This window comes from Pseudohalocynthiibacter aestuariivivens (assembly GCF_018457175.1).
GTDB classification, from domain to species: domain Bacteria; phylum Pseudomonadota; class Alphaproteobacteria; order Rhodobacterales; family Rhodobacteraceae; genus Pseudohalocynthiibacter; species Pseudohalocynthiibacter aestuariivivens.
Genome location: NZ_JAGFNU010000009.1, coordinates 1 through 25,978, shown reverse-complemented (window position 1 = coordinate 25,978; position 25,978 = coordinate 1). Strand labels below are relative to the sequence as shown.

Sequence of the window (25,978 nt, the reverse complement as noted above, 5' to 3'; positions counted from 1 at the left end):
TAGTATGCAAAAATGCATGTCATGAGAGAGAATTGGGATGATCTTCGCGCCGTTCTTTTTATGGTGCGGCACGGCTCGCTGGCCGCGGCGGCAACAGCTTTGGATGTGAACTACACGACCGTCGCGCGCCGTATCGCGCAGGCGGAAGAAAGCTATGGTGTTCTTCTGTTTGAAAGACTGCCCCAGGGCTACGTTGCAACAGACGCCGGATTGCTCGCTGCTTGCGAAGCTGAAAAGATGGAAGATGCAGAGACAGGATTTCGTCGTGCGCTGGCAAAGGCTGATACAAGACTGAGTGGCCCTTTTTCGATCACGGCGCCTCAACTGTTGATTGCCGCACACCTGTGTCACGTCATCGAAGAGTTTCTTGGAAAGCATCCGGAGGTCGAGCTTACAGTTCGTGCAAGCAACGCGTTGCTGAACCTCAACCGCCGGGAAGCTGACCTCGCGATACGAATTAGCGAGAGCCCGGGCGATACGCTCGTCGGTCGGCGGTTGACGGGACAGCAGACCGCATCCTTTGCGTCCGCCGAAGTGGCGACGCGAATAGAAACCGCGCCAGAGGCGACGATAGATTGGATTGGTTTTACCTATTGGACCAAACCGCCAAAGGCATCTTTGGAGAACTATCCGAACGCACGGATCAAGATGCAGTTTGATGACATGAGCGCCGTGTTGGGTGCGACACAGGCCGGATTGGGCGTTGCGCGGATGCCGATGTTTCTTGGGCGGTCAGCCGGGTTGACGCAAGTGCCTGTTTTGCCCCCGCAGCCGTACACTGACATCTGGGCCGTAGCACATCGAGATATCTGGGCATCGGCTAAAGTCACGGCATTCAAAGAGTGTCTTTTACCTTACTTCAAGGCGCACGCGGCGGAATTTATGGCCTAGACTGAAGCCCAGTTCACATCACCCAGAAAAATGTATCCTGCACCGTAAATGGTCTTTATCAGACGCGGATTTTTTGGGTCTTCACCCAGCTTCGTGCGCAAGCGCGAGATGCGAACATCCATGGCCCGGTCAAAGCTTTCACTGGCAACGCCGCCCAGTGTTTCCTGCATCTGTGCACGGGAAATCAGACGTTTGGGGCTGTCCAGAAACAGGCGTAAAACTTCACCTTCCGCGTGGCTGAAAGGTGTTTCTTCTCCCGCTGCATTCAACAATACATAGCGGTCAAAATGTGCTTCCCATCCCTCGAAATGTGCAATTGAACGGGTTGTTGTTGTTTCTTTCCCACTGCGCAGCCGCGCACGGACACGGGCGACAACTTCGGCCGGATCGAACGGTTTGATGATGTAATCATCCGCCCCAAGTTCGAGCCCTGTCACCCGGTCTTGTACCTGTGCACGTCCGGATATGATAATTATGGCGGCTCCACTTTCCAACGCCAGCCGGTGGACCAGCGCAAGCCCGTCGCGGTCAGGCAATCCGAGATCGACAAGACAGACGTCAGGCGCGGTCGATTTCAGCGCGGCCTCAAACTCTGTCGCGCGGCCAAAGCTCGTTGTGCGAAATCCGGCTTCTTCAAGCGCGTCTGACAACATCCGCCGGATTTCCGGCTCGTCATCCAGAATTGCAATGAGCGGTGCGTTTGCTTTTGTCATTGTACGGGCTCCGTCGTCAGGAATGCGGCAAGTTCGCTGGTCGTAAATGGCTTGCCGATCAATGGGAATCGCGACGCTGCAGCAACGCGCACCGGGTCTGTTGGCGGCAGAGAGGTCATCAGATGTGCAGGGGCCTTCACCCCCTTTTCTGCCAGGCGCTGCAACATCTCGTCACCACTTCGGCCACCTGCAAGCAGGACATCTGAAAGGATAATGTCGATACCGGAAACTTCTGCCAGTTCTTCGCCCTCTTCTGCGGTTTCTGCTTCGATAACACTATGGCCCATATCAACGAGCATTTCGCGCACCGAGGTGCGGATGTCCGGAGAATCTTCGACCAGAAGGACGAGCCGGCTTGGCATGTTTCCGCGGGTTGGGCGCAGCGGAAGGCGCAGCGTTACGCGCGCACCAATTTCAGTGTTCATAAGTTTGACATGGCCACCGGCCGATTTAGTCATGTCATAAACCATTGAGAGGCCAAGTCCTGAGCCTTCAATACCTTTGGAGGTGAAAAACGGGTCCAATGCGTGCAACAGTGCTTTTTCACTGAACCCCGGGCCGGTGTCGCTGACGCTGATTTCAAGCCAGGTGTCGCGTACAGGATGCGCGAAGAGTGTGATTTTTCCGGTTTGCTCACCTATCGCATCCTTGGCGTTTAACAGCAGGTTAAGCAGGGAATCCTGCAGAAACCCCGGATCGAGAAGCAGGGGAGCCGTAAAGCCAAGATGCTGGATATCGAGTATGATGTTGTCTGGCAAAGTCGGACGGGCAAGCATCGTGAGATCAGCCAGAAACTCTGGAATATGAGTGGCAGTCGGGCGTGCTTCGCGATGCCCGGACATTTGTGCGATACGGTCAAGAAGGTTGCCGCCACGACGTGCTGCGGATTGCGTGGCGTTAATGAGGTCCATTGCGTCCGACGGCAAGTTCATTCGCGAAAGCCGCGATTGCATCCCAAGAATGATCGTCAACAAATTAGCAAAGTCATGTGCGAGACCCGACGTAAGTTGGGCTGCCAACTCTCTTTTGCTGGTCTGAGACAATGCCGCGCGTGTTTGGGTTTCTTCCGTAACATCCATGGAAAGTACGTAAACACCATTAATCGGTCCTTCCCGGCGATCAGGTGTAAAGGCCACGCGGATACGTCTGCTTGAATCTTGGTGGGTGAATTCAAAAACGCTCGGCTCACCTTTGAAAGCCTGTTCGAGATATGATGAGCAATACTCAAAAGCGTTTTTACCAAGCGCCTCGCTGATATGCAGATCAATAATGTTAGACGGACATCCCGGCATGACCGCGCTTAGCTGGCGGTTGGAAAACGTGTAGTGTCCCTCCAGGTCCAGATGCGCAATATGGGCGGGCATCATTTCAGTGGTCATCCGCGTGCGGGCTTCCATTTCAGTGAGCTGGCGTTTCGTTTCTTCCAACGCTGTGATTGTAGCAGCCAGTTGACGGTTAGATTGGGACAATCTTTCGGCGTGCAAAAACACCTGATCTGAAAGCTCTTCGGAACGAGACCTTAGCAATTCTTCCTGTTGTTGAATCGCGGTGATGTCTGTGTAAACGGCAACCCAGCCGCCCTGGGGCAGCGGATTTCCTTCAACTGAAATAGTTTGCCCGTTTGCGCGTGTACGCTCAAGATAATGTGGCTCAAACGCCTTCGCCTGATCAACGCGGGCCTGAATAAATTCGTCAGGGTCAGTGATTTCGCCGTATTCGCCGCGCTCTACCAGAAATCGAATGGTATCGGCGAATGTGGCACCGGGTGTTACAAGCGCGTTTGGCAGGTCAAAGATTTCCTGAAAGCGCTGGTTGGATACCGCAAGACACAGATCGCTGTCATAAATAGACAAAGCCTGTTGAATCAGGTTGAGCCCGGCCTGCGTCAGTGAAGATGTTTGGGCCCTGTTTTTCGCCATTCCGGTATCCTTTCATTCCTTCGCTAACACCGAAAAGGGGCGTGAGGAAAGAGCCAGCACCCTGTTGTTACAATTCGAAAGGTTTGTGACAAAGTCAGGAAAACTTTGACCCGGCATAAAAACAGGCGAAGCTAGGGGCGCAAAGAATCGCCCCATGGCGAGATTGGCGTGTTAAACGTCAGGGAGGAACAGAATTGATTGATCGCTCAGCGGCGCCAAGCGCACTGAACTCTATTCCTGCGTTGCTTGCACGCAATGCAACGGAATTTAGCACATCGCCAGCGTATCGCGAAAAAGAATACGGTATCTGGCAAAGTTGGACCTGGGCCGAGGCAGCAGAAGAGATTGAATCCCTTGCACTGGGTTTTTTAAATCTGGGTGTTAACGAAGGCGACTACATTGCCGTTATTGGGCGCAATCGGCCTAACCTTTATTGGTCGATGGTTGCGGCGCAAATGTGTGGTGCGATCCCAGTTCCTTTGTATCAGGACGCGAATGCAGAAGAGATGGCCTATGTTTTGGGCCATTGTGGTGCGCGGTTTGTTGTTGTTGCGGACCAGGAGCAGGTCGACAAAGTGATCGAGGTGCAGGAGCAGCTTCATCAGTTCGAACATATGATCTATCTGGATCCTCGCGGATTGCGCAAATACGATCATTCCCGTTTGCATGAATATTCGCATATTCAGGCGCAAGGGCGCGCAGCGGATGATGAGTTTCGCCCCGTGTTGGAGAAGCGGCGCGCAGCACTTGATTTGGATTCAACCTGTGTGATGCTTTACACATCCGGCACGACAGGTAAGCCTAAGGGCGTGGTTCTGTCGAACCGAAACATCATTGTCACCTCGCAGCATTCGTCAGAATTTGATCATCTCAAACTTGGGGACGAGGTGCTCGCATACTTGCCGATGGCCTGGGTTGGAGATTTTATATTTTCCATTGGGCAGGCAATGTGGACAGGGTTCTGCGTAAACTGCCCCGAAAGTCCAGATACCATGATGGCCGATCTATGCGAAATCGGGCCGAGCTATTATTTTGCACCGCCGCGGATTTTCGAAACACAGCTGACAAGCGTGATGATCCGGATGGAGGATGCAGGCAAATTTAAAAAGGGTCTGTTTGACTATTTCATGGCGCTCGCTCGCAAAGTGGGCCCGGATTTGCTTGACGGGAAACCAGTTAGCCTTTGGGACCGGCTTAAATACAAGCTGGGCGAGTTCTGCATTTATGGACCGCTAAAAAACACACTCGGGTTTTCCAAGGTGCGCGTTGGGTACACTGCTGGCGAGGCGATTGGCCCGGAGATTTTTGATTTCTATCGCTCGCTGGGCATTAATCTCAAGCAGCTATACGGTCAGACAGAAGCCTCTGTTTTCATCGCTCAGCAACCTGATGGCGAAGTTCGGTCAGACACGGTGGGCGTACCGTCACCGGGAGTGGAAATTCGTCTGGAAGACAACGGAGAGATTTATTATCGGTCTGCCGGCACATTTGTTGAGTATTACAAAAACCCCGAGTCCACTGCAGACACGAAGGATGCAGAAGGATGGGTTGCAACGGGCGACGCGGGCTTCTTTGAGGAAGGTACTGGCCATCTTCGGATCATTGACCGCGCCAAAGATGTTGGCAAAATGGCCGATGGAAAGTTGTTCGCGCCGAAATATGTTGAGAACAAGCTTAAGTTTTACCCCAACATTCTGGAAGCTGTTGTTTTTGGAAGCGGGCGAGACCGCTGTGCTGCGTTTATCAATATTGACCTGACAGCCGTCGGCAACTGGGCGGAACGCAATAATATCGCCTACGCATCCTATCAGGAACTTGCCCAACATCCCGATGTGTACAAGACCATTCAGACGCACATCGAAGAGGTCAACAAATCGATTGCAGAAGACTCCATGTTATCAGGGTGTCAGATCCACAGGTTCCTGATTTTGCATAAAGAACTTGATGCTGACGATGGTGAAATGACGCGGACCAGAAAAGTGCGCCGTAAGATCGTGGAAGAAAAGTTCCATGACCTGATAACGGCACTCTATGACGGGTCGGAACGCGTTCAGACCACAACGGAAGTCACTTACGAAGACGGCCGAAAGGGGTCGATTTCAGCCAATCTAGAATTGCGCGATGTAGCGGTTGTCACGCCTCAGCAGAAAATGGCTGCGGAATGATCGGGAATACACACGCAACGGCTCTTGCGGGCTTCGGTGATAGGACTGCTTTGGAGCAGAGATATGAATGATATGAGTCAGGACGGCTACGTCACAGAAGACGGTCGCCAAATTGGCGGTGTGATGATGGAAATGAAAAACATCACACTGAAATTTGGTGGTGTGGTGGCAATCGAAGACATCAGCTTTGACATCCGTGAAGGTGAAATTCGCGCAATCATCGGGCCGAACGGTGCCGGAAAGTCGTCAATGCTAAACGTGATTTCCGGGTTTTATCATCCACAGGAAGGTGAAGTCTGGTTTCATGGGACAGAGCGCCCGGCAATGAAACCCTATGAAGTCGCGCGGCAAGGCGTGGCGCGGACCTTTCAGAACATCGCGTTGTTCGAAGGAATGACCGTGCTTGATAACGTTATGACAGGGCGTTTGACCCATATGAAATCCGGACTGCTGAGTCAGGCAATCTGGTGGGGCAAAGCGTTGCAGGAAGAAGTCAAAAACCGCGAAGTTGTTGAGAAGGTTATCGACTTTCTGGAAATTCAATCAATCCGCAAAACGCCCGTTGGACGGTTGCCGTATGGCCTGAAAAAACGGGTTGAACTGGCTCGGGCCCTTGCGGCAGAGCCAAAGCTTTTGCTGTTGGATGAACCCATGGCAGGGATGAACGTGGAGGAGAAAGAGGACATGAGCCGCTTTATCCTTGATGTAAACGATGAATTTGGCACCACCATCGCGCTGATCGAGCACGATATGGGTGTTGTGATGGATCTGTCTGACAGGGTTGTTGTGATGGACTATGGCAAAAAGATCGGCGACGGGACACCCGACGAGGTCAGGAACAATCAAGACGTGATCGACGCTTATCTTGGCGTGGCACATTAAGGGGACGAGACTTTGGAACTTTTGAATCAGCTTTTCGTGAACCCTTTCGTCGACATGGTCGCTGCACCAGATTTTCTGTTGCAGGTTTTGTGGGAAGGGCTTGTTTCAGGCGTACTCTACGCACTGATTGCGCTGGGATTTGTGCTTATTTTCCGATCTTCGCGTATTTTCAACTTTGCCCAAGGCATTATGGTTGTTTTCGCCGCGCTGACCTTGGTCGGCCTCTATGCAATGGGTATTCCTGCATGGATATCGGTTGTGCTGACGCTTGGTGTGATGCTCATGCTTGCTGTCACAATCGAACGGGTGGTTCTTCGACCTCTTGTTGGTCAGCCTGATATCATTCTCTTCATGGCAACGATCGGGATTACACTGTTCCTGATTGGCTTTGGCGAGTTGATATTCGGCGGTGAAAACAAACAGATGATCACCAGCGAGCTGGGCATTCCGACAGGCGCGTTTGAACTTAATCCATTCGGTGGCTTCCTGTTGCTTGAGCAAAAAGACATCACCGCAGTTATTGGTGCGGTGTCCCTTGTTATTGGGTTGTTGTTGTTTCTCAACAAAACACGCATGGGTCGCGCTGTTCGGGCGCTGGGCGATGACCATCAGGCAGCGCTGTCTGTTGGTATCTCGCTCCGTACGATCTGGGTGCTTGTGTGGTTTATCGCAGGCGTTATCGCATTGGTAACAGGTGTCGTCTGGGGCGCACGCGCGGGGGTTAGCTTTGCGCTTGAAGTGATTGCCTACAAGGCCTTGCCAGTTCTTATGCTTGGCGGCCTTGAAAGTATCACTGGCGCAATTATCGGCGGCTTAGCCATCGGCATCCTGGAGAAGCTGTTTGAGATTTACTGGGGTCAGCCGATCATGGGAGGCAATACCGAGACGTGGTTTGCCTTCGTTCTGGCGCTGATTGTCCTGCTGTTCCGTCCGCAAGGGCTGTTCGGCGAAAAGATTATCGAGAGGGTATAGGCAATGCTTTTCAGAACCGCAGGCCAATTCAAGACCTCTTACCTCAAAGATCAGACACTGTTTCCGGTGCGGCAGGATGCTATTCTGCTTGGCATAATCCTTGCCTTCGCCTGGGTGATCTTTCCTCTGACTGCAAGCGAGTTTACTTTTCAGACGCTGCTTATTCCGGTGCTGGTCTATTCTCTGGCTGCGTTGGGGCTTAATATTCTGACGGGTTACGCCGGCCAGCTTAGCCTAGGAACGGGCGCTTTCATGGGCGTCGGCGCCTATGCATGCTATAAAATGATAACGATCTTTCCCGAAATGAACCTGCTTGTCGCGGTGCTTATGTCCGGGTTGTTTTCCGCTTTCATCGGTGTTTTGTTTGGTTTGCCAAGCCTTCGGATCAAGGGTTTTTATCTTGCGATCGCCACTTTGGCTGCGCAGTTTTTCCTTGTCTGGCTGTTTGAAAAATGGGCGTGGCTTTACAATTACAACGCCTCCGGCGCCATTCAGGTGCCCCATGTTGAAATGCTGGGCACACCAGTTGCCGGGCCGCAGGCTGCCTCTATGACGCAGTATTATTTTGTGTTGGTTGTTGTGACTTTGATGACGATTCTGGCAATCAATCTTACGCGGGGAACGCAGGGCCGGATTTGGAAGGCAACACGCGATATGGACATCGCGGCAGAGCTGATTGGTATCAACCTTCTGAAGTCAAAGCTTACGGCCTTTGCCGTATCTTCATACATCGTCGGGGTTTCAGGGGCGTTGTTTGTTTTCCTTTGGCGGGGTGCTGCAGAGCCCAACCTGTTTGATATCCCGATCTCGTTCCGTATTTTGTTTATCGCGATTATCGGCGGATTGGGGTCAATCATGGGTAACTACATGGGCGCGATCCTTATTGTTGCCCTGCCGGTGGTGTTGAAAACGCTGCCGGAAACATTTGGCATTCCGATTTCTTCGGCTACGGTTGAACATCTGAATGTCATGGTGGTTGGCGCGCTGATCGTGTTTTTCCTGATCATTGAACCACACGGATTGGCGCGGCTTTGGACGCTGATACGTGAGAAATTTATCATCTGGCCATTCCCGCACTAGGGGCAGGCTAATAACAAAAGACAGTAACAACTGAATGACTATTAACGGGAGGAAGAAAATGAAAAAACTTACCAATCTGGCGGTTGCCTCGGCGATTGCCGTTGTAACGGCCGGGGCTGCGATGGCCGAAGGCCTGAACGTGCCAAACCTTACGTACCGGACAGGTCCTTTCGCGGCGACCGGTATTCCGCTGATGAACGGTCAGCGTGACTATATGGCAATGTTGAATGCGCGTGATGGCGGCATCGGCGGGGTCCCTATTGAGTTTAACGAGTGTGAAACAGGGTATTCCACCGAAAAGGGGGTGGAATGCTATGAGGCCACAAAAGGCGCTGCAATTGTGACTCAGCCATGGTCCACAGGTATTACCCTGCAGGTTCTGCCAAAAACCAATGTTGACCAAATTCCGATCCTTGCACCTGGCTATGGCTTCTCACCAATGGCTGACGGCCGTGTGTTCCAGTGGGCATTCAACATGCCATCATCCTACTGGGACGGCGCTTCGATGATCCTGAACGAACTTGGCGGTGGTGATCTTTCATCGCTTTCCGGCAAGAAAATCGCGTTGCTTCATCTGGACCACCCATATGGTAAAGAGCCGATCCCATTCTTTGAGGCAATGGCCGAAGCGAATGGCTTTGAGTTCCTGCCAATTCCGGTTGGTCTGAAAGAAATGCAGAACCAATCTGCACAATGGCTGCAAATTCGCCGTGAACGCCCTGACTATGTGATCATGTGGGGATGGGGCGCGATGAACGCAGGCGCAATTTCCGAAGCTGTAAAAACGCGCTATCCAATGGATCAGTTCATTGGCGTCTGGTGGTCTGGTCATGATGCTGATCTTGCAACTGTTGGCGAAGCTGGCACCGGTTACCGTTCGATCAGCTGGTCGGCACCACAGCCTGATGCACCTGTTATGGCTGACATTCGTAAGCTTGTCTTTGATGCAGGGGATTCACTTGCAGCAGAAGATGAACTTAACTCGGTCTTTTATCAGCGTGGTCTCGTAATCTCGATGATCTTGGCTGAAGGCATTAAAACAGCTCAGGAGAATTTTGACGCGGCAGAGATTGATGCGTCTCAACTGCGTTGGGGTCTGGAGAACATCAACCTGACCGACGAGCGTCTTGCAGAGCTTGGCATGACCGGCATGGTACCACCATTCGCAACCTCTTGTGCAAACCACACCGGCCATTCCGGCGGTTGGATGTTGCAGTGGGATGGTGCGCAGTTCGTACCGGCCTCAGGTCACCTGATGCCTGACAGCGAGACAATTGCCTCGCTGGAAGGCCCGGCCGCAGCCGAATACGCCGAGGCAAATGCGCCTTGGCCAGTAAACGAAGACTGCGAAGGCTAATAAAGCCTCTCTGGCCGCGACATGGATTGCGGCCAGAGTACCCAATCTTAGACAAAGAAGATAATCAGATGCTGGACTCCGTAGAGACAAAAGAAGCCCTGCTTGAGGTCAACAATATCGAGGTGATTTATAATCACGTGATCCTTGTCCTTAAGGGTGTGAGTCTTCAGGTGCCTAAAGGGGGCATCACGGCCTTGCTTGGCGGAAACGGTGCCGGCAAAACAACGACGCTCAAGGCGATCTCGAACCTGCTGCATTCTGAACGCGGCGAAGTTACCAAGGGATCAGTTTCTTACCGCGGCAAACAAGTTCAGGATCTGAACCCGGCTGAACTGGTAAAGCAAGGCGTCATTCAGGTAATGGAAGGCCGCCATTGTTTTGAGCACCTGACGGTTGAAGAAAACCTGATGACCGGCGCCTACACACGGCGCGACGGTAAGGGAGCGGTCGCCGCAGATCTTGAGATGGTTTATAATTATTTTCCGCGGCTGAAAGACCGCCGTAAAAGCCAGGCTGGCTATACATCGGGTGGGGAACAACAGATGTGCGCGATTGGCCGCGCCCTGATGAGCCGTCCCGAAACGATTTTGCTGGATGAGCCAAGCATGGGTCTTGCGCCGCAGCTTGTGGAGCAGATTTTTGAAATTGTGAAATCCGTAAACGAAGGCGAAGGCGTGACCTTCCTGCTTGCAGAGCAAAACACCAATGTGGCACTTCGTTTTGCCCACTATGGATACATCCTTGAAAGTGGCCGCGTCGTTATGGACGGCCCCGCGGCCGAACTCCGCGAAAATCCGGATGTAAAAGAATTTTATCTGGGTGTTTCGGATGAAGGTCGCAAATCATTTCGTGATGTACGGTCTTACCGGCGCCGGAAGCGGTGGCTTAGCTAATGAACAACTACGATACACTGGAAATACGCTCTGCGGACGAACGCGCTGCTGATCTGTCTGCAACTTTGCCCGCGCAAATCACGCGCGCGAAAACCGCGCCCGGGCTGAAAGTATTGCTAGGTGATGTGGATGCCGAGTCCATTACAGATGTCGCTGCGCTAAGCCGCCTTCCGGTTTTGAGAAAATCGGAGCTTGGCAAGGCACAGGCTGCGCGTCCACCTCTGGGTGGGTTAACAACACGGCCCGCTGCAGGTTTTGCCCATATCTTCCAGTCGCCGGGTCCGATCTATGAGCCGGGCGGGATAGAGCCGGACTGGTGGCGTATAGGGCGGTTCCTGCATGCCTGCGGCATTGGGACTGGCGATATCATTCATAATTGTTTCAGTTACCACCTGACTCCCGCTGGAATGATTTTTGAGAGCGGCGCACGCGCTGTCGGTGCTGCGGTGTTACCAGCGGGAACGGGCCAGACTGAATTGCAGGTGCAGGCAGCTGCGGACATCGGGACAACGGCTTATGCGGGAACACCCGATTACCTTAAAATCATTCTCGATAAAGCTGACGAAATGGGCGCTGCCCTGAGTATAACGAAAGCCGCCGTTGGCGGCGGCGCGCTATTTCCCAGCCTGCGTCAGGAATACGCTGAGCGTGGGATCACCTGCTTGCAAAACTATGCGGCAGCGGACCTTGGGAATATCGCCTACGAAAGCGCCGCGATGGAGGGAATGATTGTCGACGAAGGAGTTATCGTTGAAATTGTAACACCCGGAACAGGCACACCCGTTGCGCCAGGCGAAGTTGGCGAAGTTGTTGTCACAACTCTTAACGCTGACTATCCGCTGATCCGTTTTGCGACCGGTGATCTAAGCGCCGTCATGGAAGGGCAAAGCCCTTGTGGACGCACGAATATGCGGATCAGGGGTTGGATGGGACGTGCGGACCAAACAACCAAGATCAAGGGTATGTTCGTGCGGCCTGAACAGGTTGCGGATTTTGTTGCTCAGAACGAAGCAATCACCAAGGCGCGTATCATTGCAACGCGCGAAGGTGAAAAGGATGTCATGACCGTGCAGGTCGAAGCGAACGGTGGGAACCGTGACAGCTTTGAATCCAGCGTTGTTCAGTTTCTGAGAATGAAAGGCCGTGTCGAAGTTTTGGCACCCGGTAGTTTGCCGAACGACGGCAAGGTAATCGACGACCAGCGCCTTTATGATTGAAACCTCTTTCAGATAACGAGTTAGGTTTTAGCTGATCTAATAATGTAAGAACGAGCGTAACTCCTCAGAACCTTGCCAAAATGGGTAAGGTCGCAGAGGATATACGCCTGTTGTGTTTTTACGATTTAGCGGGGGGTTCTATGAAAACGGCTGTTTCACGGGTATTTTTTGGCGCGCTGTTTTGGTCTGCGGCGAGCATTGCAAGCGCTGAAGATGCAGCATTGCTTATAGCGAATGATGACTATTTCCGACTTGGTGACGTTCCCGAAGTTTCTGCCCTTTCAGATACGGCCGACATACTAAAGAACGATGGTTTCACTGTCTTTGCGGGCGACAACAGCAGATCGCGCGAGATGTGGAATTTGGCAATGTCATTTCGCGACGCATCGGAAGAGGCTGATCGGCTGATCGTCGTTCTTGGCGGGCACATTGTTCATTCAGAGCGTGACAGCTGGCTTTTGGGCAGTCGCACACTCTCTGCAGATGCCTTAACCGTTGGCGGCTTTGGATTGTCGGTGGGTGCTATTCTTGAGGTTCTCGGTTCCGTACCGGGTGGTGCGGTTTTGATGGTAGCTGCGTCGGACGATGAACTGGACGTTCAGGGAAACATTGAGTCTGGCTTGGGTACATTGAGTATCCCTCAGGGTATCACTGTTATTAAAGGACCCGCGCAAGAGCTAAGGCGCATCTTGAGTAGTGATCTGCTCAATCCGGAACGCTCTTTGTCAGATGTTGCGCTACGGGCCGGGTCTTCTGTTGAAGTCCTTGGATTTACGTCAAAGCGCGTTTCTTTCGCGGGTGAGACACCTGTGGCAATCCAAAATGCCGATGCAGACTATTGGGACGTTGTACGGTCGATGGGAACTCTCGAAGCTGCGCTTTCCTATTTGGACCGGTATCCCAATGGTCAGTTTCGCGACGAAGCCAATCAACTGATCACAGAGTTCCGTGAAGCACCAGTTCGTGAAGCTGAGGCGACAGAAGATGCACTTCAGCTAACGCGCCAAATGAGAATAGATATCCAGCGCTCGCTCTCGACGCTTGGTTTTGACCCGCGTGGCGTGGATGGAATTTTCGGTCGCGGTACGCGCGCTGCGATTATGGCCTGGCAAAAAGACAATGGTTTTGATGAAACCGGATATCTCACGGGTAACCAAATCGGTATTCTACGTGCGGCAGCAACCCGCCGTGCGGCTGAATTTGAAGAAGAAGAACGTCAGCGTCAGTTAGAGGTGGAACGTCAGGATCGCGCTTACTGGGACGCAACTGGGCGTTCTGGTGAAGAAGCGGACTTACGTGTGTATCTTGAGCGTTACCCTGACGGTGTGTTCTCCGATATTGCGAAAAGCCGCTTGGCGGTTTTTAACGAAGAACGCCGAAGTGTAGAAGAAGCTGAAGAACGCGCAATATGGGATAATGTCGTCACGACAAACACAGCGAAAGCATATCGGGGTTATCTGGAAGACTATCCTGACGGACTATTCTCTGCAGATGCCCGCGCACGTCTGGAAGCTCTGGAAGGTGGTCCGGCATCAGAGGCTGAAATTGCAGCCGCGCGTGCAGAAGAGCGCCGTGTTGCGAATAGTTCTATCACACGGCTGTTGATTGAAAGGCGGTTGGCGTTCTTGGGTTTGGAGCCGGGTGTTGTGAATGGGCAGTTCGACAGGAACACGCGCCGTGCAATCCGTAGGTTCCAGCGTGCGCAGGACCTTGCCGTGACAGGTTTTGTTACGCAGCAAACTTTGGTGCGGTTGCTCGTCCGTTAGAGTTCATACCAAAATCAAACCCCTGATTGACAGGCGTCAGCATACCTGCGTTCTGATTTGATAGTTTGCTAGAGAATTAATTGGCGAGAGTTGTATGTGTTGCTGCGTGAAAAGTAAGTTTTTCAGTTTCTGGTTCCTTCTTCTTTTAAGCTTTGCTGTCATTTGGGTGGCGATCTCAAGCGGCGCATTCGCGATCACGGAGGAAATTCAAAGCACCGAAACAGACTGCGAAATTGAGCCAATTCCTGGGGCTGAAGATGCCACCGACCAAGCTTTTGAACCGGAAGCTTTGGCTTTTGAAAACTCGAGGGAAGTAGTCCGGGATTTGATCGAATGGATTGGCCAGAATACGAACTATGACATCGAACGCAGTCTAACGAACCCGCCAAGCGTTTCATTTTGTGACACGGGTGAGACGATAGAATACGAAGCAATGGAAATTGTTGTGGACGCACAGTTAAGAGCGGCCTATGACGCGAAAATCAGGCATGTTTTTCTTGTCAGACCATGGGACGCGTCCGACACAATGGATCAATCGCGTTTGCTTCACGAGTTGATCCACGATGTTCAATATTTGAACCGAGGCTGGAATTGCCTTCAGGAGCCCGAGTGGGAAGCATATAAGCTTCAGGAAATGTGGCTCGCTCAGAATGGGTTGGACGCAAATTTCGACTGGTTGCAAATCTTTTTTGCGTCCAGATGCCCGCGCGATATTCACCCCGGCTGAATCAAAGTTTTCCCAAAGGCATGTTTTGGCCAGTAAACTTTGCCGTTGCGTTCTGGAAAACAGAAAAAGCCGCAAGGAAACACCCGGCGGCTTTTTCTTATTAAAACTTCGCAGGTCTCAGCCCTGGCGGGCTTTGAACCTTGGCTGTGTTTTGTTGATCACATAAACACGGCCTTTACGACGCACAATGCGGCAGTCGCGATGCCGGCCCTTGAGCGAGCGGAGCGAGTTTTTGACCTTCATGGCCTTCTCCTCATGTCGCGGCGCGCGTGCGCCCGGTTAAAATTCATCCCCCTTCGGGGCAGATGGTGGGCACTACTGGGATTGAACCAGTGACCCCTTCGATGTCAACGAAGTGCTCTCCCGCTGAGCTAAGCGCCCATCTGTCGAACACAGGCCCCACCTGTCCCAAATAAAAGGGACGCGGGTGGGTCCGCGTCTGTTCGGTGGTCTATAAAAGGAGTCGAACTGGGGATCAAGGGCTTTTGGTAACTTGGGAAATGCGGTTATGTATGTTGTAAGAGGATAACAGATGACAAAGTTACCATATCAACTCGCCATGCCGGTGGACCACAGTTCAAGCGTGATTTTCGCGTCACCTCATAGTGGGCGAATCTACCCTGCTTCATTCTTGCGCAGCTCGGTCTTGGATGAACGGATCATTCGCACATCCGAAGATGCGTTTGTTGACTTGTTGTTTGAAGAAGTCCCCAAATTCGGTAGCCCTTTGTTGTCTGCATCCGTACCGCGGGCTTATCTGGATCTTAATCGGAACGCTGATGAACTGGATGCGGCCCTTATCGAAGATATGGAAACGAAAATTCACAATCCTCGCGTGGCGTCGGGTCTTGGCGTTGTTCCGCGTGTTGTCGCGAATGGCCGTGGAATCTATCGGGGAAAAATTTCACTCAAAGAAGCACACAAGCGAATCAGTGAAGTCTGGCGACCGTATCACGACTGTTTGCAGAGCCTCATGAAGCAAAACATAAGTGAGTTTGGCGAGTCGATTCTGATTGACTGTCACTCAATGCCACACGAGGCGATTGAAAGTATTCATCATGCGGGCAAACCTCACCCCGATGTTGTTCTGGGTGATCGTTTCGGCGTTGCCGCAAATTCCGATTTTGTTGACCGGATCGAAGCCGCATTTTCAAAGGCGGGTCTGCGTGTAGCACGTAACTCGCCCTTTGCCGGAGCATTTATCGTTCAGCACTATGGAAGGCCTTCGCGCAATCAACACGCAGTGCAAATCGAAATTGATCGCTCTCTATACATGAATGAAAAGATGATCCGCCCCAATGGAAACTTCATAGCCTTCCGTAAACTGATGAGCCAGGTTGCCGCAGACATTATTGATACCGGGCGAAGAAAAGTATCGCTCGCGGCAGAGTAAACGCGCTTTCTTTTTCCTGAAAATATCCCCGCCGGAGGCAAGAAGTTAACGAAGGCATCAGCGCAATGCTCGACCCTTTAAAATCGCGTCAGTGCCAAATTTTTTTCGAATTTTGTCTGAAGCCCGTTCAATTTCGACGCGTTTTTCCGCCTCTGGATCCAGCAGGTCGCCTGATATGTCTGCACCTTCTTCAGCGACCAGATCGCTGATACCGACGCCAATCAGCCTGTAGGGGCCCTTATCCCCAACCTGATCAAACAATGCGCGCGCTGTACGGTAAATGCGGTCGGCGATCTGCGTTGCATCTTGCAGGCTGACACGGCGTGTTAACGTCGAAAAATTTGCCTGTTTTAGTTTTAGCGTAACAACGCGGCCAGCAAGGTGGCGCGCCTTGGCGCGATCCGCAACTTTCTCTGCGAGCCGCCATATATAGCCATCAAGCAGGTCTGTGTTTGCCGTATCTTCAAAAAAGGTTGTTTCCTTGGATATGCTTTTTATTGGGGCATTTGCCGAGACCCGCCGGTAATCTTCACCGCGGGCAAGATGCCACAGGCGATCACCCATTGAACCGAATCTTTGGCAAAGATCTTCGCGGTTCCATCTCAGAAGGTCTGTAAAGGTACGGATGCCGACCTTTTCAAGCGAAACTTGGCCAGCCGGGCCAATTCCCCAAATCATTCGGACAGGCTTGCCCGCCAAAAAGGCGGGCGTTTCCTGTTTGCCAATCACGGAAAAACCCTGGGGTTTGTCAAGGTCGGAGGCAACTTTTGCAAGAAACTTATTGTGCGAAAGACCAATTGACCCTGTTAGACCAAGCTCGTCCATCATCCGTTTCACAAGACTGGCAAGCATGACAGCGGGGGGAGAACCATGCAGTTTTTCAGTGCCTCTCAGGTCAAGGAATGCTTCGTCCAGCGATAACGGTTCGATTGAGGGCGTGAGTTCGTCCATCATCGCCCGAATAGCGCGCGATGCATCAACATAAGCCGACATTCTTGGGGGAACGACAATTGCTTCGGGGCATAGTTTTAATGCCTGAAACATCGGCATCGCAGAACGAACACCCTTGATGCGGGCGATGTAACACGCCGTAGAAACAACACCGCGTTTGCCGCCACCGATGATAACGGGTTTGTCGCGCAAATCCGGGTTGTCGCGTTTTTCGACCGACGCATAGAAAGCATCGCAGTCCATATGCGCAATTGAGAGCGAAAAAAGTTCCGGATGTTCAAGCATTCTGGGGCTGCGGCAATTCGGGCAGCGTGGCGCGGATTCTTGAAACACCGCCAGGCAATTTCGACACAAAGCAGGCATGGCGGCAAAATAGGTTGCAAATCAGCGATACACAATCCATTCAAGTATCAGAACCAGCTTTCTGACCGATATTACGAAATAGAAACTCGAGGATAAGATGAACGCTCAAGACTTTCTAATGGATTTTCTGAACGGCAACCTTGTAGTGCTATTACTGGCTGCCTTTATCATTCTCTGTATCCTTCTTGGCGTACGTATCGTACCGCAGTCAGACAAGTTTGTGGTTGAACGGTTTGGGCGGTTGCATGCGGTTCTTGGGCCTGGGATCAACTTTATCGTGCCATTCCTGGACAGGGTACGTCACAAGATTTCCATTCTGGAACGTCAATTGCCAACCGCAAGTCAGGATGCAATTACATCTGACAACGTTCTGGTGCAGGTCGATACCTCAGTGTTCTACCGGATCACCGAGCCGGAAAAGACGGTTTACCGTATACGCGATGTCGACGCCGCAATTGCCACGACTGTCGCGGGTATTGTGCGTTCGGAAATTGGTGCGCTCGAACTTGATGAAGTCCAGACAAACCGCAACCAGCTAACCAGCCGTATTAAACTGGCGGTAGAGGCGGTCGTTGATGACTGGGGGATCGAGGTCACACGGGCAGAACTGCTTGACGTCAATCTGGATCAGGCGACCCGCAATGCAATGCTGCAGCAATTGAATGCCGAACGCGCAAGGCGTGCGCAGGTTACTGAAGCAGAGGGTACAAAACGTGCGGTCGAATTGAACGCCGATGCAGAACTATATTCAGCGGAACAAGCTGCAAAAGCACGCAGGGTTCAGGCAGATGCCGAAGCCTATGCAACGCAGGTGGTTGCGCTGGCGATTAAGGAAAACGGTATCGAAGCCGCGCAGTATCAAGTGGCTCTGAAACAGGTTGAGGCGCTGGTCGCCGTTGGCAAAGGTGAAGGCAAGCAGACCATCCTGTTACCCGCACACGCGCTTGATGCGTTCTCAGACGCTTTTGGCTTACTTAAAGGTGCGAAATGATCTGGACTGTCTGGTGGGTTTGGCTTTCAGCAGCGCTGGTTCTGGCAATCCTTGAGGTGCTGGCACCCGGCTTTATTCTGATCGGCTTTGCGGTTGGGGCGGCGGTTGTCGGAATTTTCCTGGTGATCGGTGGGCCGTTGAGTGCGTTGTTGATGGTTTCTCTTCCTGCAACATTGTTGTTGTTTGCGGTCAGTTCGCTTGTCGCTTGGTATGTGCTGCGCCGTGTTGTTGGTGTGCGTAAAAGCCAGGTGAAATCCTGGGACGACAAAGACGTCAACGACTAGGTTTAGGTTTTACAGCTACTAAGCAATCATTAAAGTTACGGACCACACCGAACCGGAGCGCCGCGCCCGAACCGAGGGAAAGGCGAGAAGCGCCCGCCCCGTGGAGGCGGTTCGACCGCTGCCCGTGCAACGCGCGGGCATTTGGGTGAGAGTTGTTTTGAAGATAGTCACGTCCGACGTTTTGGTTGTCAAACGCTGTGAACCGACAAAATGTTAGAAGTCGGTTAGGTGGGGCGAAGCGTGAGTTCGTTTAGGTTAGGCCAACGTCAGCTTTCTGGAAAGTATGACGAATTGCTGCTCGTCTTTCCGACTGGGGTTTTGAAATCTGTCGGCTGTTAGTAGTCAATTGTCTTACAGACTAAGATGGAAGTTCGTGCTGAGAAATAATCCTGCTCGAATGGAATTTCCACTCCGAGGGCTGCTGGTACATTTTCCTCGCAAACGCGCAACATGCTTCGATCCATATCTACGGTTCCATTGAATATTGGCATACCCCGCGTCTCGGGTGCGGGTACTTCCCATACGACGTTTTCGTTGACGGTAATTCGGAACCCAGTTTGCTCACAGAGACCGCACCAACCACTGATCGTCGGAGCGCGATAGTTTGCTGTTTCAAAGGCCACTCTATTGCCATCGATCAAGTATGAAGCAGGTTCCTTGTTCAGGCTGTGAAGGCCTTTTGGTGCGTCATCGTTCGATGTTTGTGAGTAAAGCTGCCCGCCGCCCACTTCTGTCCAGAAAACCCTCACGAAGAAGTGCTCACTGTAGCTGAAACCATCGAGGTCATAGCAGTGTGCCATTACCACAGAACGCCACTGATCTGCGTAAGCTGGTAAAAGCGACGTCATCTGGAGTTATGACGCCAGAACAAATGATCTGAAGCCGAACATGTCGAATTATCCCTTAAGAAACTTATCTTAATTAGCCCCACTCAAAATAGTTTGTCAAAGAAAGCAGCCATTAATGCAAGGTGTAGCATCGGTAACTATGGGCTCATAGCAGATGTTACAGAGTTTAGGGAATGTAGGTTCTGACCCGGACAAGTTACCCGCTCAAGCAGACGCAAGCTCGGCCAAGATAGCTTGTGCAGCACCGCGCGGGTCGGGGGACTGCCAGACGGGGCGGCCGACAACGATATGATCGACACCATCTCGTATCGCTTGCGCTGGTGTCGCGACTCTCTTTTGGTCACCCAATGCTGCCCCTGCAGGACGTACACCTGGGGTCACGATGAGCCGTCCTTTGGATTCTGGCAGTGCGCGTATTTGCGCCGCTTCCTGGGGCGATGCGATCACACCGTCAGCCCCAGCTTCAAACGCGCGTGCCGCGCGTTCCAGCACCAGATCCTGAACTTCGCCTGATTTGATCAGACTGTCATCAAGATCGCCCCGATCCAGAGATGTCAGAATAGTCACAGCGAGGATTTTAAGGTCTTTTCCGCGGGCGCCTTCCTTGGCCGCCCGCACCACATGCGGGTCACCGTGTACGGTCAGAAAATCAAGATCAAATTGCGCAAGTCCGCGAACGGCAGCTTCTACTGTGGCACCAATATCGAAAAGCTTCATATCAAGGAAGATACGCTTACCATGTTCTTCCTTAAGTTCGTTCGCAAGCGCCAGCCCGCCACCCGTCAGCATGCCAAGCCCGATTTTGTAGAACGACACCGCGTCCCCTAGCGTTTCCGCAAGGGTAAGTCCTTCGAGTGCGTTGGGAACATCTAGGGCAACTATCAGGCGGTCATCTGGCATTGGGGGCTCCTTTTTTTCAGGCCCCTCATACGCGCAGATTACAAAGGCAGCAAGCTATGCCAATTCAACCGGATACTTCTTGGCAAAGGTAATTTTACCACGCCCGCTGCGCAATTCGGGCATACGCATGGCCTGACGCTTTGCGTCATCAATCATTGCGGCTTCGATCCTTGGCGCTGCGTATTCGCGTGTTGTGATTTCCGTAAAACTGTACGGTGGATTAACGGCGCAGAAAAAACTGCTTCTTTGACCAGAGTCCTGTTCGAAAATTACACAGCCAACATAACGAGATTGAGCCTGATCAAAGCGACAATCTTCAATGATGATATCAAGTACATGCATGGCGTGCCCCGCTGTTTGTTTCGATTTGAATAAACCGCGAATAAGGCACGGGCAAGGAAAGGACGTGGCAAGAGTTTCTCAAAGCTCAAAGGTCTTGAAGATGAGAGAAAAGAGAACCACATAATGTTCAAGGTCCGGAAAGAATGTGCCGCCAAGCGGGCATTTTTGAGGGGACGCTTATATAAAGGAGAGTACCGATGAACATGGAGAAGTTCACGGAGCGGTCACGTGGGTTTTTACAGGCTGCACAGACTATTGCGACACGGGAAAGCCACCAGAGGCTTGGCCCGGAACATTTACTAAAAGCATTGATGGATGACGATCAGGGGCTTGCAAGCAACCTGATCAAACGTGCTGGCGGCGCGCCGGAACGCGTGGTCGAAGCGCTTGAAGCTTCGTTGGCCAAGATGCCAAAGGTTACCGGTGATGCAGGGCAGGTGTATCTTGATACGCAGACCGCCAAGGTGTTGGACGAGGCCGAGAAAATTGCGACCAAAGCCGGTGACAGTTTTGTCCCTGTCGAACGCATTTTGATGACGCTTGCGATGGTTAAATCCAAAGCCAAGGATGCCTTGGAAGCGGGTGCCGTTTCAGCGCAAAAGCTGAACGAAGCAATCAACGATATCCGCAAAGGACGTACTGCTGATACGGCCAGTGCTGAAGAAGGGTACGATGCGCTGAAGAAATACGCGCGTGATCTGACGGAAGCCGCCGAAGAAGGCAAGATTGACCCGATTATCGGACGGGACGAGGAAATTCGCCGGACGATGCAGGTGCTTTCCCGCCGGACCAAGAACAACCCGGTTCTGATTGGTGAGCCGGGCGTAGGTAAAACGGCGATCGCCGAAGGCCTCGCACTGCGGATCGTGAACGGTGACGTTCCTGAAAGCCTGAAGAACAAAAAGCTCCTTGCACTTGACATGGGGTCCTTGATTGCCGGCGCGAAATACCGCGGTGAGTTCGAAGAACGCTTGAAAGCGGTTCTGAGCGAAGTAACTTCGGCTGCGGGTGAAATCATCCTGTTTATCGACGAGATGCACACACTGGTTGGCGCCGGTAAGGCGGACGGGGCGATGGATGCCTCGAACCTGCTGAAACCTGCGTTGGCGCGGGGTGAGCTACACTGTGTGGGCGCAACCACGCTGGATGAATACCGTAAGTATGTTGAAAAAGATGCTGCCCTTGCGCGGCGGTTTCAGCCTGTATTGGTTGTTGAGCCAACGGTCGAGGATACAATCTCTATCCTGCGCGGTATCAAGGAAAAATACGAACTACACCATGGTGTGCGTATTTCCGATAGTGCGCTTGTTTCGGCGGCAACGCTCAGCCACCGCTATATCACGGATCGGTTCTTGCCAGATAAAGCGATTGACCTGATGGATGAGGCCGCGTCGCGTTTGCGTATGGAAGTGGACAGCAAACCAGAGGAACTGGACACGCTGGACCGTGAAATCATGCAAAAGCAGATCGAAGCTGAGGCGTTGAAGAAAGAAGACGATACAGCGTCAAAAGATCGCCTGGAAACACTGCAAAAAGAACTGTCTGAACTGCAGGAACGCTCCAGCGAGATGACGGCACAATGGCAGGGTGAGCGAGACAAGCTTGCCAATGCGCGTGACATGAAAGAGCAACTGGATCGTGCACGCATTGAGCTTGATCACGCCAAACGCGAAGGCGACCTCGGCAAAGCGGGTGAGCTGTCTTATGGCATCATCCCAGAGCTCGAGAAAAAGCTTGCAGAGACGGAAAGCCGTGAAGATGACGTCATGGTTTCTGAAGCCGTTCGTCCGGAGCAAATTGCCAGTGTGGTTGAGCGTTGGACAGGTATTCCAACCTCTAAAATGCTGGAAGGCGAACGCGAAAAACTGCTGCGTATGGAAGAGGAGATCGGCAAACGCGTGATCGGCCAGAAGCAAGCGGTTAAGGCTGTTGCAAATGCAGTACGCCGTGCACGCGCAGGGCTGAATGATGAGTCGCGCCCACTTGGCAGCTTCCTGTTCCTTGGGCCGACAGGTGTTGGTAAGACCGAACTGACCAAAGCCGTCGCAGAATATCTGTTCGACGACGACAGCGCTATGGTGCGGATCGACATGTCGGAGTTTATGGAAAAACACGCGGTCGCCCGCCTGATTGGCGCGCCTCCCGGCTATGTTGGCTATGACGAAGGCGGCGTGCTGACCGAAGCGGTTCGGCGCAGGCCATATCAGGTTGTTTTGTTCGACGAAGTCGAAAAGGCGCATCCTGATGTGTTTAATGTTCTTCTTCAGGTGCTTGACGACGGCGTTCTGACTGACGGGCATGGGCGGACTGTTGACTTCAAACAGACGCTGATTGTTCTGACGTCAAACCTTGGGGCACAGGCGTTGAGCCAGTTGCCCGAAGGATCGAGCGCAAGCGAGGCCAAGCGTGACGTTATGGATGCGGTCCGGGCACATTTCCGGCCAGAGTTCCTGAACCGTCTGGACGAAACCATCATATTTGACCGTCTCTCGCGTGATGACATGGACGGGATTGTTTCAATCCAGTTGGGTCTTCTTTCAAAACGTCTTGCGGCGCGCAAGATCATACTCGAAATGGATGACAGCGCTAAGACATGGCTGGCAGATGAAGGTTATGATCCGGTGTTTGGTGCCCGACCGCTCAAGCGGGTGATCCAGCGCTCCTTGCAGGATAGGCTTGCTGAAATGCTTCTGGCAGGCGAGGTTCTGGATGGTGATACCATTCCGGTTAGTGCCGGGGCCGATGGTCTGATCGTTGGTGACAGAGTGTCATCATCAGACCGTAAGCCACCAGAGGATGCGGTCCTGCATTAAACCTATGTATAGCAAAAGTGAAAATCCCGCCCGGTTTTGGGCGGGATTTTTTTTACGTTACAATTTCCAAACAGTTTCGTGAGATAAGTTGGTTTGGCTTTTAAGGTGAAGGGTTTTAGGCGATTGTTAACCAAATGTTAGGAGACCGGCATGCGCTATACCCCTGATCTGAAATGGTCCGACGTGACCCCAAAAGCAAATTTCCTCAATCGCCGTCAGCTTATGGCGGGGGCTGGGGCGTTGGCGCTCGGCTCCATTGCAGGGCCGGCGCTGGCCAGCATCCAGACTGCGCCAAGCTCTTATTCCACTGATGAGGAGCCCAACAGTTATGAAGATGCGACAAGCTACAACAACTTTTACGAATTCGGGACCGGCAAGGGGGACCCGGCGCGCTACTCTGACAATCTGACTACAGATCCATGGAGTGTTAAGATTGATGGGTTGGTTGACCGGCCCGGAGATTACGATCTCGCTGATCTGACATCTGGCGTCACTATGGAAGAGCGTATCTACCGGTTCCGTTGCGTCGAAGCCTGGGCAATGGTCATTCCATGGGTCGGCTTTGAGCTTAGTCAAATACTGAGCCGTGTGGGTGTGCAATCTTCGGCAAAATACGTTTCCTTCGAAACATTAGTGCGGCCCGAGGAAATGCCGGGACAAAGATATAACACGTTGGATTGGCCGTACCGCGAAGGCTTGCGCCTTGATGAGGCTATGCATCCGCTCACAATCATGGCGACAGGGCTTTATGGTGAAGAGCTGCCAAATCAAAATGGCGCCCCGCTTCGTTTGGTTGTTCCTTGGAAATACGGGTTCAAATCAATTAAGTCGATTGTCCGTATCACACTTACTTCGGAACAACCTGAAACAAGCTGGAATATGGCAAACCCCCGCGAATATGGTTTCTATTGTAACGTAAATCCGGAAGTGGATCATCCACGCTGGAGCCAGGCAACAGAACGCCGGATCGGCGGCTTCATCGCCAAACGTCAGCCGACCCTCATGATGAACGGCTATGCAGATCAGGTTGGGTCGCTTTATGCTGGCATGGACCTCGCCAAAGATTTTTAGGAAGGCAATGCAAAGTAAAAAATTAGCAAAGATCGGTGCGATTGGAACAGTTATCGTGGCGCTTTGCTGCTTCACTCCAGTTTTAGTCGTGCTGTTAGGCGTTCTTGGTCTTTCAGCTTTGGTTGGATATCTGGACCTCGTTCTTTTACCGCTCCTTGGTGTCTTTTTAGCTGTTACGATTTATGCGTTAGTCAGGAGGACGCGGATATGATTGATCCCGTTTCAATAATAACCTGCCCGCGTTGTGGGCATCGCAAAGCAGAGGAAATGCCGACAGATGCATGCCAGTGGTTTTACGATTGCGCTGGTTGCGGTGCGATACTGACGCCCTTGAAAGGCGACTGCTGTGTTTATTGCTCCTACGGAACGCAGCCTTGTCCGCCCATTCAGAATGGCAACGAATGCTGTTAGCAGGGTTTTGAATGAGTATTGCCGATTTTCTGAACAAGAACGCACGTCGCGTACCAGCGGGTTCGCTTTATATAGTCGGAATGATACCCTTGGTCTGGCTGATGTATCAGTTGTTCACAGGAGCATTGGGCGTTGACGCGGTCAAAGCGCTGGAACACAGGCTTGGTGAAATCGGGTTGCAGATACTGCTCGCAACGCTGGCAATCTCCCCACTTCGAAAATATGCCGGGGTGAACCTGATCAAGTTTCGCCGTGCACTAGGGTTGCTCACTTTTTTCTATGTATCACTCCATCTGTCGGTCTGGTTGCTCCTTGATATTCAGCTCCTGTGGGGGCAAATTTGGGCTGATATCCTAAAAAGACCGTACATCACGATTGGTATGGCCGCCTTTGTTATGATGTTGCCCCTGGCGATTACATCGAACAACCGGTCTGTAAGCCGCATGGGCGCGCCAGCATGGCGCCTGTTGCACCGCTTAACATACCCCGCAGCTTTGGCAGGTGCGTTGCATTTCGTCATGGTCGTTAAAGGCTGGCAGATGGAACCCTTCATTTATCTGGGTATAGCGCTTGCACTACTTTTGCTGCGCCTAAAGTCGAAACGATCCAATATTACTGTGTAGATGTCTTTGGATTCGTTGAATACCTGAATTCCAGAGCTTTCAGAGCAAAGCCCCCAACCACGCACGATCGACTCGCTGAATCGCATTTCGATCAGGGTGTGGTTGTCGATATCTTGATCCGCCTTATTGTTTTCGGTGGTTCTGGGGTCAAATAATTGCGCTAAAAGACTGGCTGACATTCCATTCATTGCTTTAACCCTTCAAAAATACAGGGAAATAAAATGAATTTAAAAAAAATGACATGTTTCGAAAAAAACCACTTGCGGGGTTCGTTCGATCGGCCTAAACACCACTTCACCGAGGCGGCGGCGACGTTGTTTTGGTCTGGCGGACTGGCCTTATGGTTAGGAAGTCTGGAAATAAATCAGAGGTTATGCGGGCTGGCGGCACCAACGAAGAATGGTGC

Annotated in this window: 26 protein-coding genes and 1 tRNA gene; 19 read left to right on the top strand and 8 right to left on the bottom strand. The window is 52.2% G+C overall.

Annotated elements, in window-relative coordinates; genetic code table 11:
* The first annotated feature begins 21 nt into the window (after window positions 1–21).
* Window positions 22–891 (top strand): LysR family transcriptional regulator, encoded by an 870-nt coding sequence (locus J4E70_RS13425; protein WP_213890154.1) that lies wholly within the window; start codon window positions 22–24, stop codon window positions 889–891.
* Here J4E70_RS13425 and J4E70_RS13420 read toward each other — a convergent pair.
* Window positions 888–1,604, bottom strand: coding sequence for a response regulator transcription factor (locus tag J4E70_RS13420; RefSeq protein WP_213890153.1), 717 nt, complete (start codon window positions 1,602–1,604; stop codon window positions 888–890). The genes J4E70_RS13425 and J4E70_RS13420 overlap by 4 nt on opposite strands.
* Complete coding sequence (locus J4E70_RS13415) at window positions 1,601–3,523, bottom strand: PAS-domain containing protein (protein WP_213890152.1); 1,923 nt, start codon at window positions 3,521–3,523, stop codon at window positions 1,601–1,603. Before J4E70_RS13415 ends, J4E70_RS13420 begins: the two co-directional genes overlap by 4 nt.
* A 194-nt stretch (window positions 3,524–3,717) precedes the next feature.
* On the opposite strand from J4E70_RS13415, the gene J4E70_RS13410 reads away from it, so the two are divergent.
* The 9 genes from J4E70_RS13410 (at window position 3,718) to J4E70_RS13370 (ending at window position 14,582) form a co-directional block, all read left to right on the top strand.
* Window positions 3,718–5,688 carry an AMP-binding protein gene (locus J4E70_RS13410; protein WP_246531757.1) on the top strand — a complete coding sequence of 657 codons (1,971 nt, stop codon included), beginning with the start codon at window positions 3,718–3,720 and terminating at the stop codon, window positions 5,686–5,688.
* Between the two features lie 63 nt (window positions 5,689–5,751).
* On the top strand, window positions 5,752–6,570 hold the full coding sequence (locus tag J4E70_RS13405) for an ABC transporter ATP-binding protein (protein ID WP_213890151.1): 819 nt from the start codon (window positions 5,752–5,754) through the stop codon (window positions 6,568–6,570).
* A 54-nt stretch (window positions 6,571–6,624) separates the two neighbouring features.
* Window positions 6,625–7,542: a branched-chain amino acid ABC transporter permease gene (locus tag J4E70_RS13400; RefSeq protein WP_213890298.1), complete on the top strand. Its 918-nt coding sequence runs from the start codon at window positions 6,625–6,627 to the stop codon at window positions 7,540–7,542.
* A gap of 3 nt (window positions 7,543–7,545) precedes the next feature.
* Window positions 7,546–8,622, top strand: coding sequence for a branched-chain amino acid ABC transporter permease (locus tag J4E70_RS13395; protein ID WP_213890150.1), 1,077 nt, complete (start codon window positions 7,546–7,548; stop codon window positions 8,620–8,622).
* Between the two features lie 58 nt (window positions 8,623–8,680).
* The gene (locus J4E70_RS13390; RefSeq protein ID WP_213890149.1) at window positions 8,681–9,979 is read left to right on the top strand and encodes an ABC transporter substrate-binding protein; all 1,299 of its coding nucleotides are present in this window, start codon (window positions 8,681–8,683) and stop codon (window positions 9,977–9,979) included.
* A 68-nt stretch (window positions 9,980–10,047) separates the two neighbouring features.
* The gene (locus J4E70_RS13385) at window positions 10,048–10,872 is read left to right on the top strand and encodes an ABC transporter ATP-binding protein (RefSeq protein WP_213890148.1); all 825 of its coding nucleotides are present in this window, start codon (window positions 10,048–10,050) and stop codon (window positions 10,870–10,872) included.
* The gene (locus J4E70_RS13380) at window positions 10,872–12,089 is read left to right on the top strand and encodes a phenylacetate--CoA ligase family protein (RefSeq protein ID WP_213890147.1); all 1,218 of its coding nucleotides are present in this window, start codon (window positions 10,872–10,874) and stop codon (window positions 12,087–12,089) included. The genes J4E70_RS13385 and J4E70_RS13380 overlap by 1 nt, the downstream gene beginning before the upstream one ends.
* Window positions 12,090–12,229: 140 nt before the next feature.
* Complete coding sequence (locus J4E70_RS13375; protein ID WP_213890146.1) at window positions 12,230–13,855, top strand: peptidoglycan-binding domain-containing protein; 1,626 nt, start codon at window positions 12,230–12,232, stop codon at window positions 13,853–13,855.
* A 106-nt stretch (window positions 13,856–13,961) separates the two neighbouring features.
* On the top strand, window positions 13,962–14,582 hold the full coding sequence (locus J4E70_RS13370) for a DUF6647 family protein (RefSeq protein WP_213890145.1): 621 nt from the start codon (window positions 13,962–13,964) through the stop codon (window positions 14,580–14,582).
* A 117-nt stretch (window positions 14,583–14,699) separates the two neighbouring features.
* Here J4E70_RS13370 and ykgO read toward each other — a convergent pair whose 3' ends face one another.
* Together ykgO and J4E70_RS13360 are read right to left on the bottom strand one after the other, a co-directional pair.
* On the bottom strand, window positions 14,700–14,825 hold the full coding sequence (gene ykgO, locus J4E70_RS13365; protein ID WP_213890144.1) for a type B 50S ribosomal protein L36: 126 nt from the start codon (window positions 14,823–14,825) through the stop codon (window positions 14,700–14,702).
* A 63-nt stretch (window positions 14,826–14,888) separates the two neighbouring features.
* Window positions 14,889–14,963: transfer RNA gene (locus tag J4E70_RS13360), tRNA-Val, on the bottom strand.
* 151 nt (window positions 14,964–15,114) lie between these two features.
* Here J4E70_RS13360 and J4E70_RS13355 point away from each other — a divergent pair.
* Window positions 15,115–15,975 (top strand): N-formylglutamate amidohydrolase, encoded by an 861-nt coding sequence (locus tag J4E70_RS13355; protein WP_213890143.1) that lies wholly within the window; start codon window positions 15,115–15,117, stop codon window positions 15,973–15,975.
* Between the two features lie 57 nt (window positions 15,976–16,032).
* Here the strand turns inward: J4E70_RS13355 and J4E70_RS13350 are convergent, their stop codons facing one another.
* Window positions 16,033–17,289, bottom strand: a complete 1,257-nt coding sequence (locus tag J4E70_RS13350) for a DNA polymerase IV (protein ID WP_213890142.1) — start codon at window positions 17,287–17,289, stop codon at window positions 16,033–16,035.
* A gap of 97 nt (window positions 17,290–17,386) precedes the next feature.
* On the opposite strand from J4E70_RS13350, the gene J4E70_RS13345 reads away from it, so the two are divergent.
* Window positions 17,387–18,280, top strand: a complete 894-nt coding sequence (locus J4E70_RS13345; protein WP_213890141.1) for an SPFH domain-containing protein — start codon at window positions 17,387–17,389, stop codon at window positions 18,278–18,280.
* On the top strand, window positions 18,277–18,564 hold the full coding sequence (locus tag J4E70_RS13340) for an NfeD family protein (protein ID WP_213890140.1): 288 nt from the start codon (window positions 18,277–18,279) through the stop codon (window positions 18,562–18,564). The genes J4E70_RS13345 and J4E70_RS13340 overlap by 4 nt, the downstream gene beginning before the upstream one ends.
* A 335-nt stretch (window positions 18,565–18,899) precedes the next feature.
* Here J4E70_RS13340 and J4E70_RS13335 read toward each other — a convergent pair whose 3' ends face one another.
* The 3 genes from J4E70_RS13335 to J4E70_RS13325 all read right to left on the bottom strand — a co-directional run bounded on the left by J4E70_RS13335 (window position 18,900) and on the right by J4E70_RS13325 (window position 20,654).
* Entirely contained in the window at window positions 18,900–19,364 is a 465-nt protein-coding gene (locus J4E70_RS13335) for a hypothetical protein (protein ID WP_213890139.1), read from the bottom strand.
* Between the two features lie 252 nt (window positions 19,365–19,616).
* Window positions 19,617–20,312, bottom strand: a complete 696-nt coding sequence (pyrF, locus tag J4E70_RS13330) for an orotidine-5'-phosphate decarboxylase (RefSeq protein WP_213890138.1) — start codon at window positions 20,310–20,312, stop codon at window positions 19,617–19,619.
* 54 nt (window positions 20,313–20,366) lie between these two features.
* Window positions 20,367–20,654, bottom strand: coding sequence for a hypothetical protein (locus tag J4E70_RS13325; protein WP_213890137.1), 288 nt, complete (start codon window positions 20,652–20,654; stop codon window positions 20,367–20,369).
* Between the two features lie 197 nt (window positions 20,655–20,851).
* On the opposite strand from J4E70_RS13325, the gene clpB reads away from it, so the two are divergent.
* From clpB to J4E70_RS13300, 6 genes are all read left to right on the top strand, one after another.
* A complete protein-coding gene (gene clpB / locus J4E70_RS13320; RefSeq protein WP_213890136.1) occupies window positions 20,852–23,467 on the top strand; it encodes an ATP-dependent chaperone ClpB in 2,616 nt (871 codons plus the stop codon).
* A gap of 150 nt (window positions 23,468–23,617) precedes the next feature.
* Window positions 23,618–24,538: a protein-methionine-sulfoxide reductase catalytic subunit MsrP gene (gene msrP / locus J4E70_RS13315; RefSeq protein WP_213890135.1), complete on the top strand. Its 921-nt coding sequence runs from the start codon at window positions 23,618–23,620 to the stop codon at window positions 24,536–24,538.
* Between the two features lie 7 nt (window positions 24,539–24,545).
* Complete coding sequence (merF, locus tag J4E70_RS13310) at window positions 24,546–24,749, top strand: mercury resistance system transport protein MerF (RefSeq protein WP_213890134.1); 204 nt, start codon at window positions 24,546–24,548, stop codon at window positions 24,747–24,749.
* Window positions 24,746–24,949 carry a GDCCVxC domain-containing (seleno)protein gene (locus J4E70_RS19370; protein ID WP_246531756.1) on the top strand — a complete coding sequence of 68 codons (204 nt, stop codon included), beginning with the start codon at window positions 24,746–24,748 and terminating at the stop codon, window positions 24,947–24,949. The genes merF and J4E70_RS19370 overlap by 4 nt, the downstream gene beginning before the upstream one ends.
* 11 nt (window positions 24,950–24,960) lie before the next feature.
* On the top strand, window positions 24,961–25,572 hold the full coding sequence (gene msrQ / locus J4E70_RS13305) for a protein-methionine-sulfoxide reductase heme-binding subunit MsrQ (protein ID WP_213890133.1): 612 nt from the start codon (window positions 24,961–24,963) through the stop codon (window positions 25,570–25,572).
* A gap of 221 nt (window positions 25,573–25,793) precedes the next feature.
* Window positions 25,794–25,978, top strand: a 185-nt coding sequence (locus J4E70_RS13300; RefSeq protein WP_213890132.1) for a hypothetical protein, incomplete at its 3' end; no start/stop codon positions are given.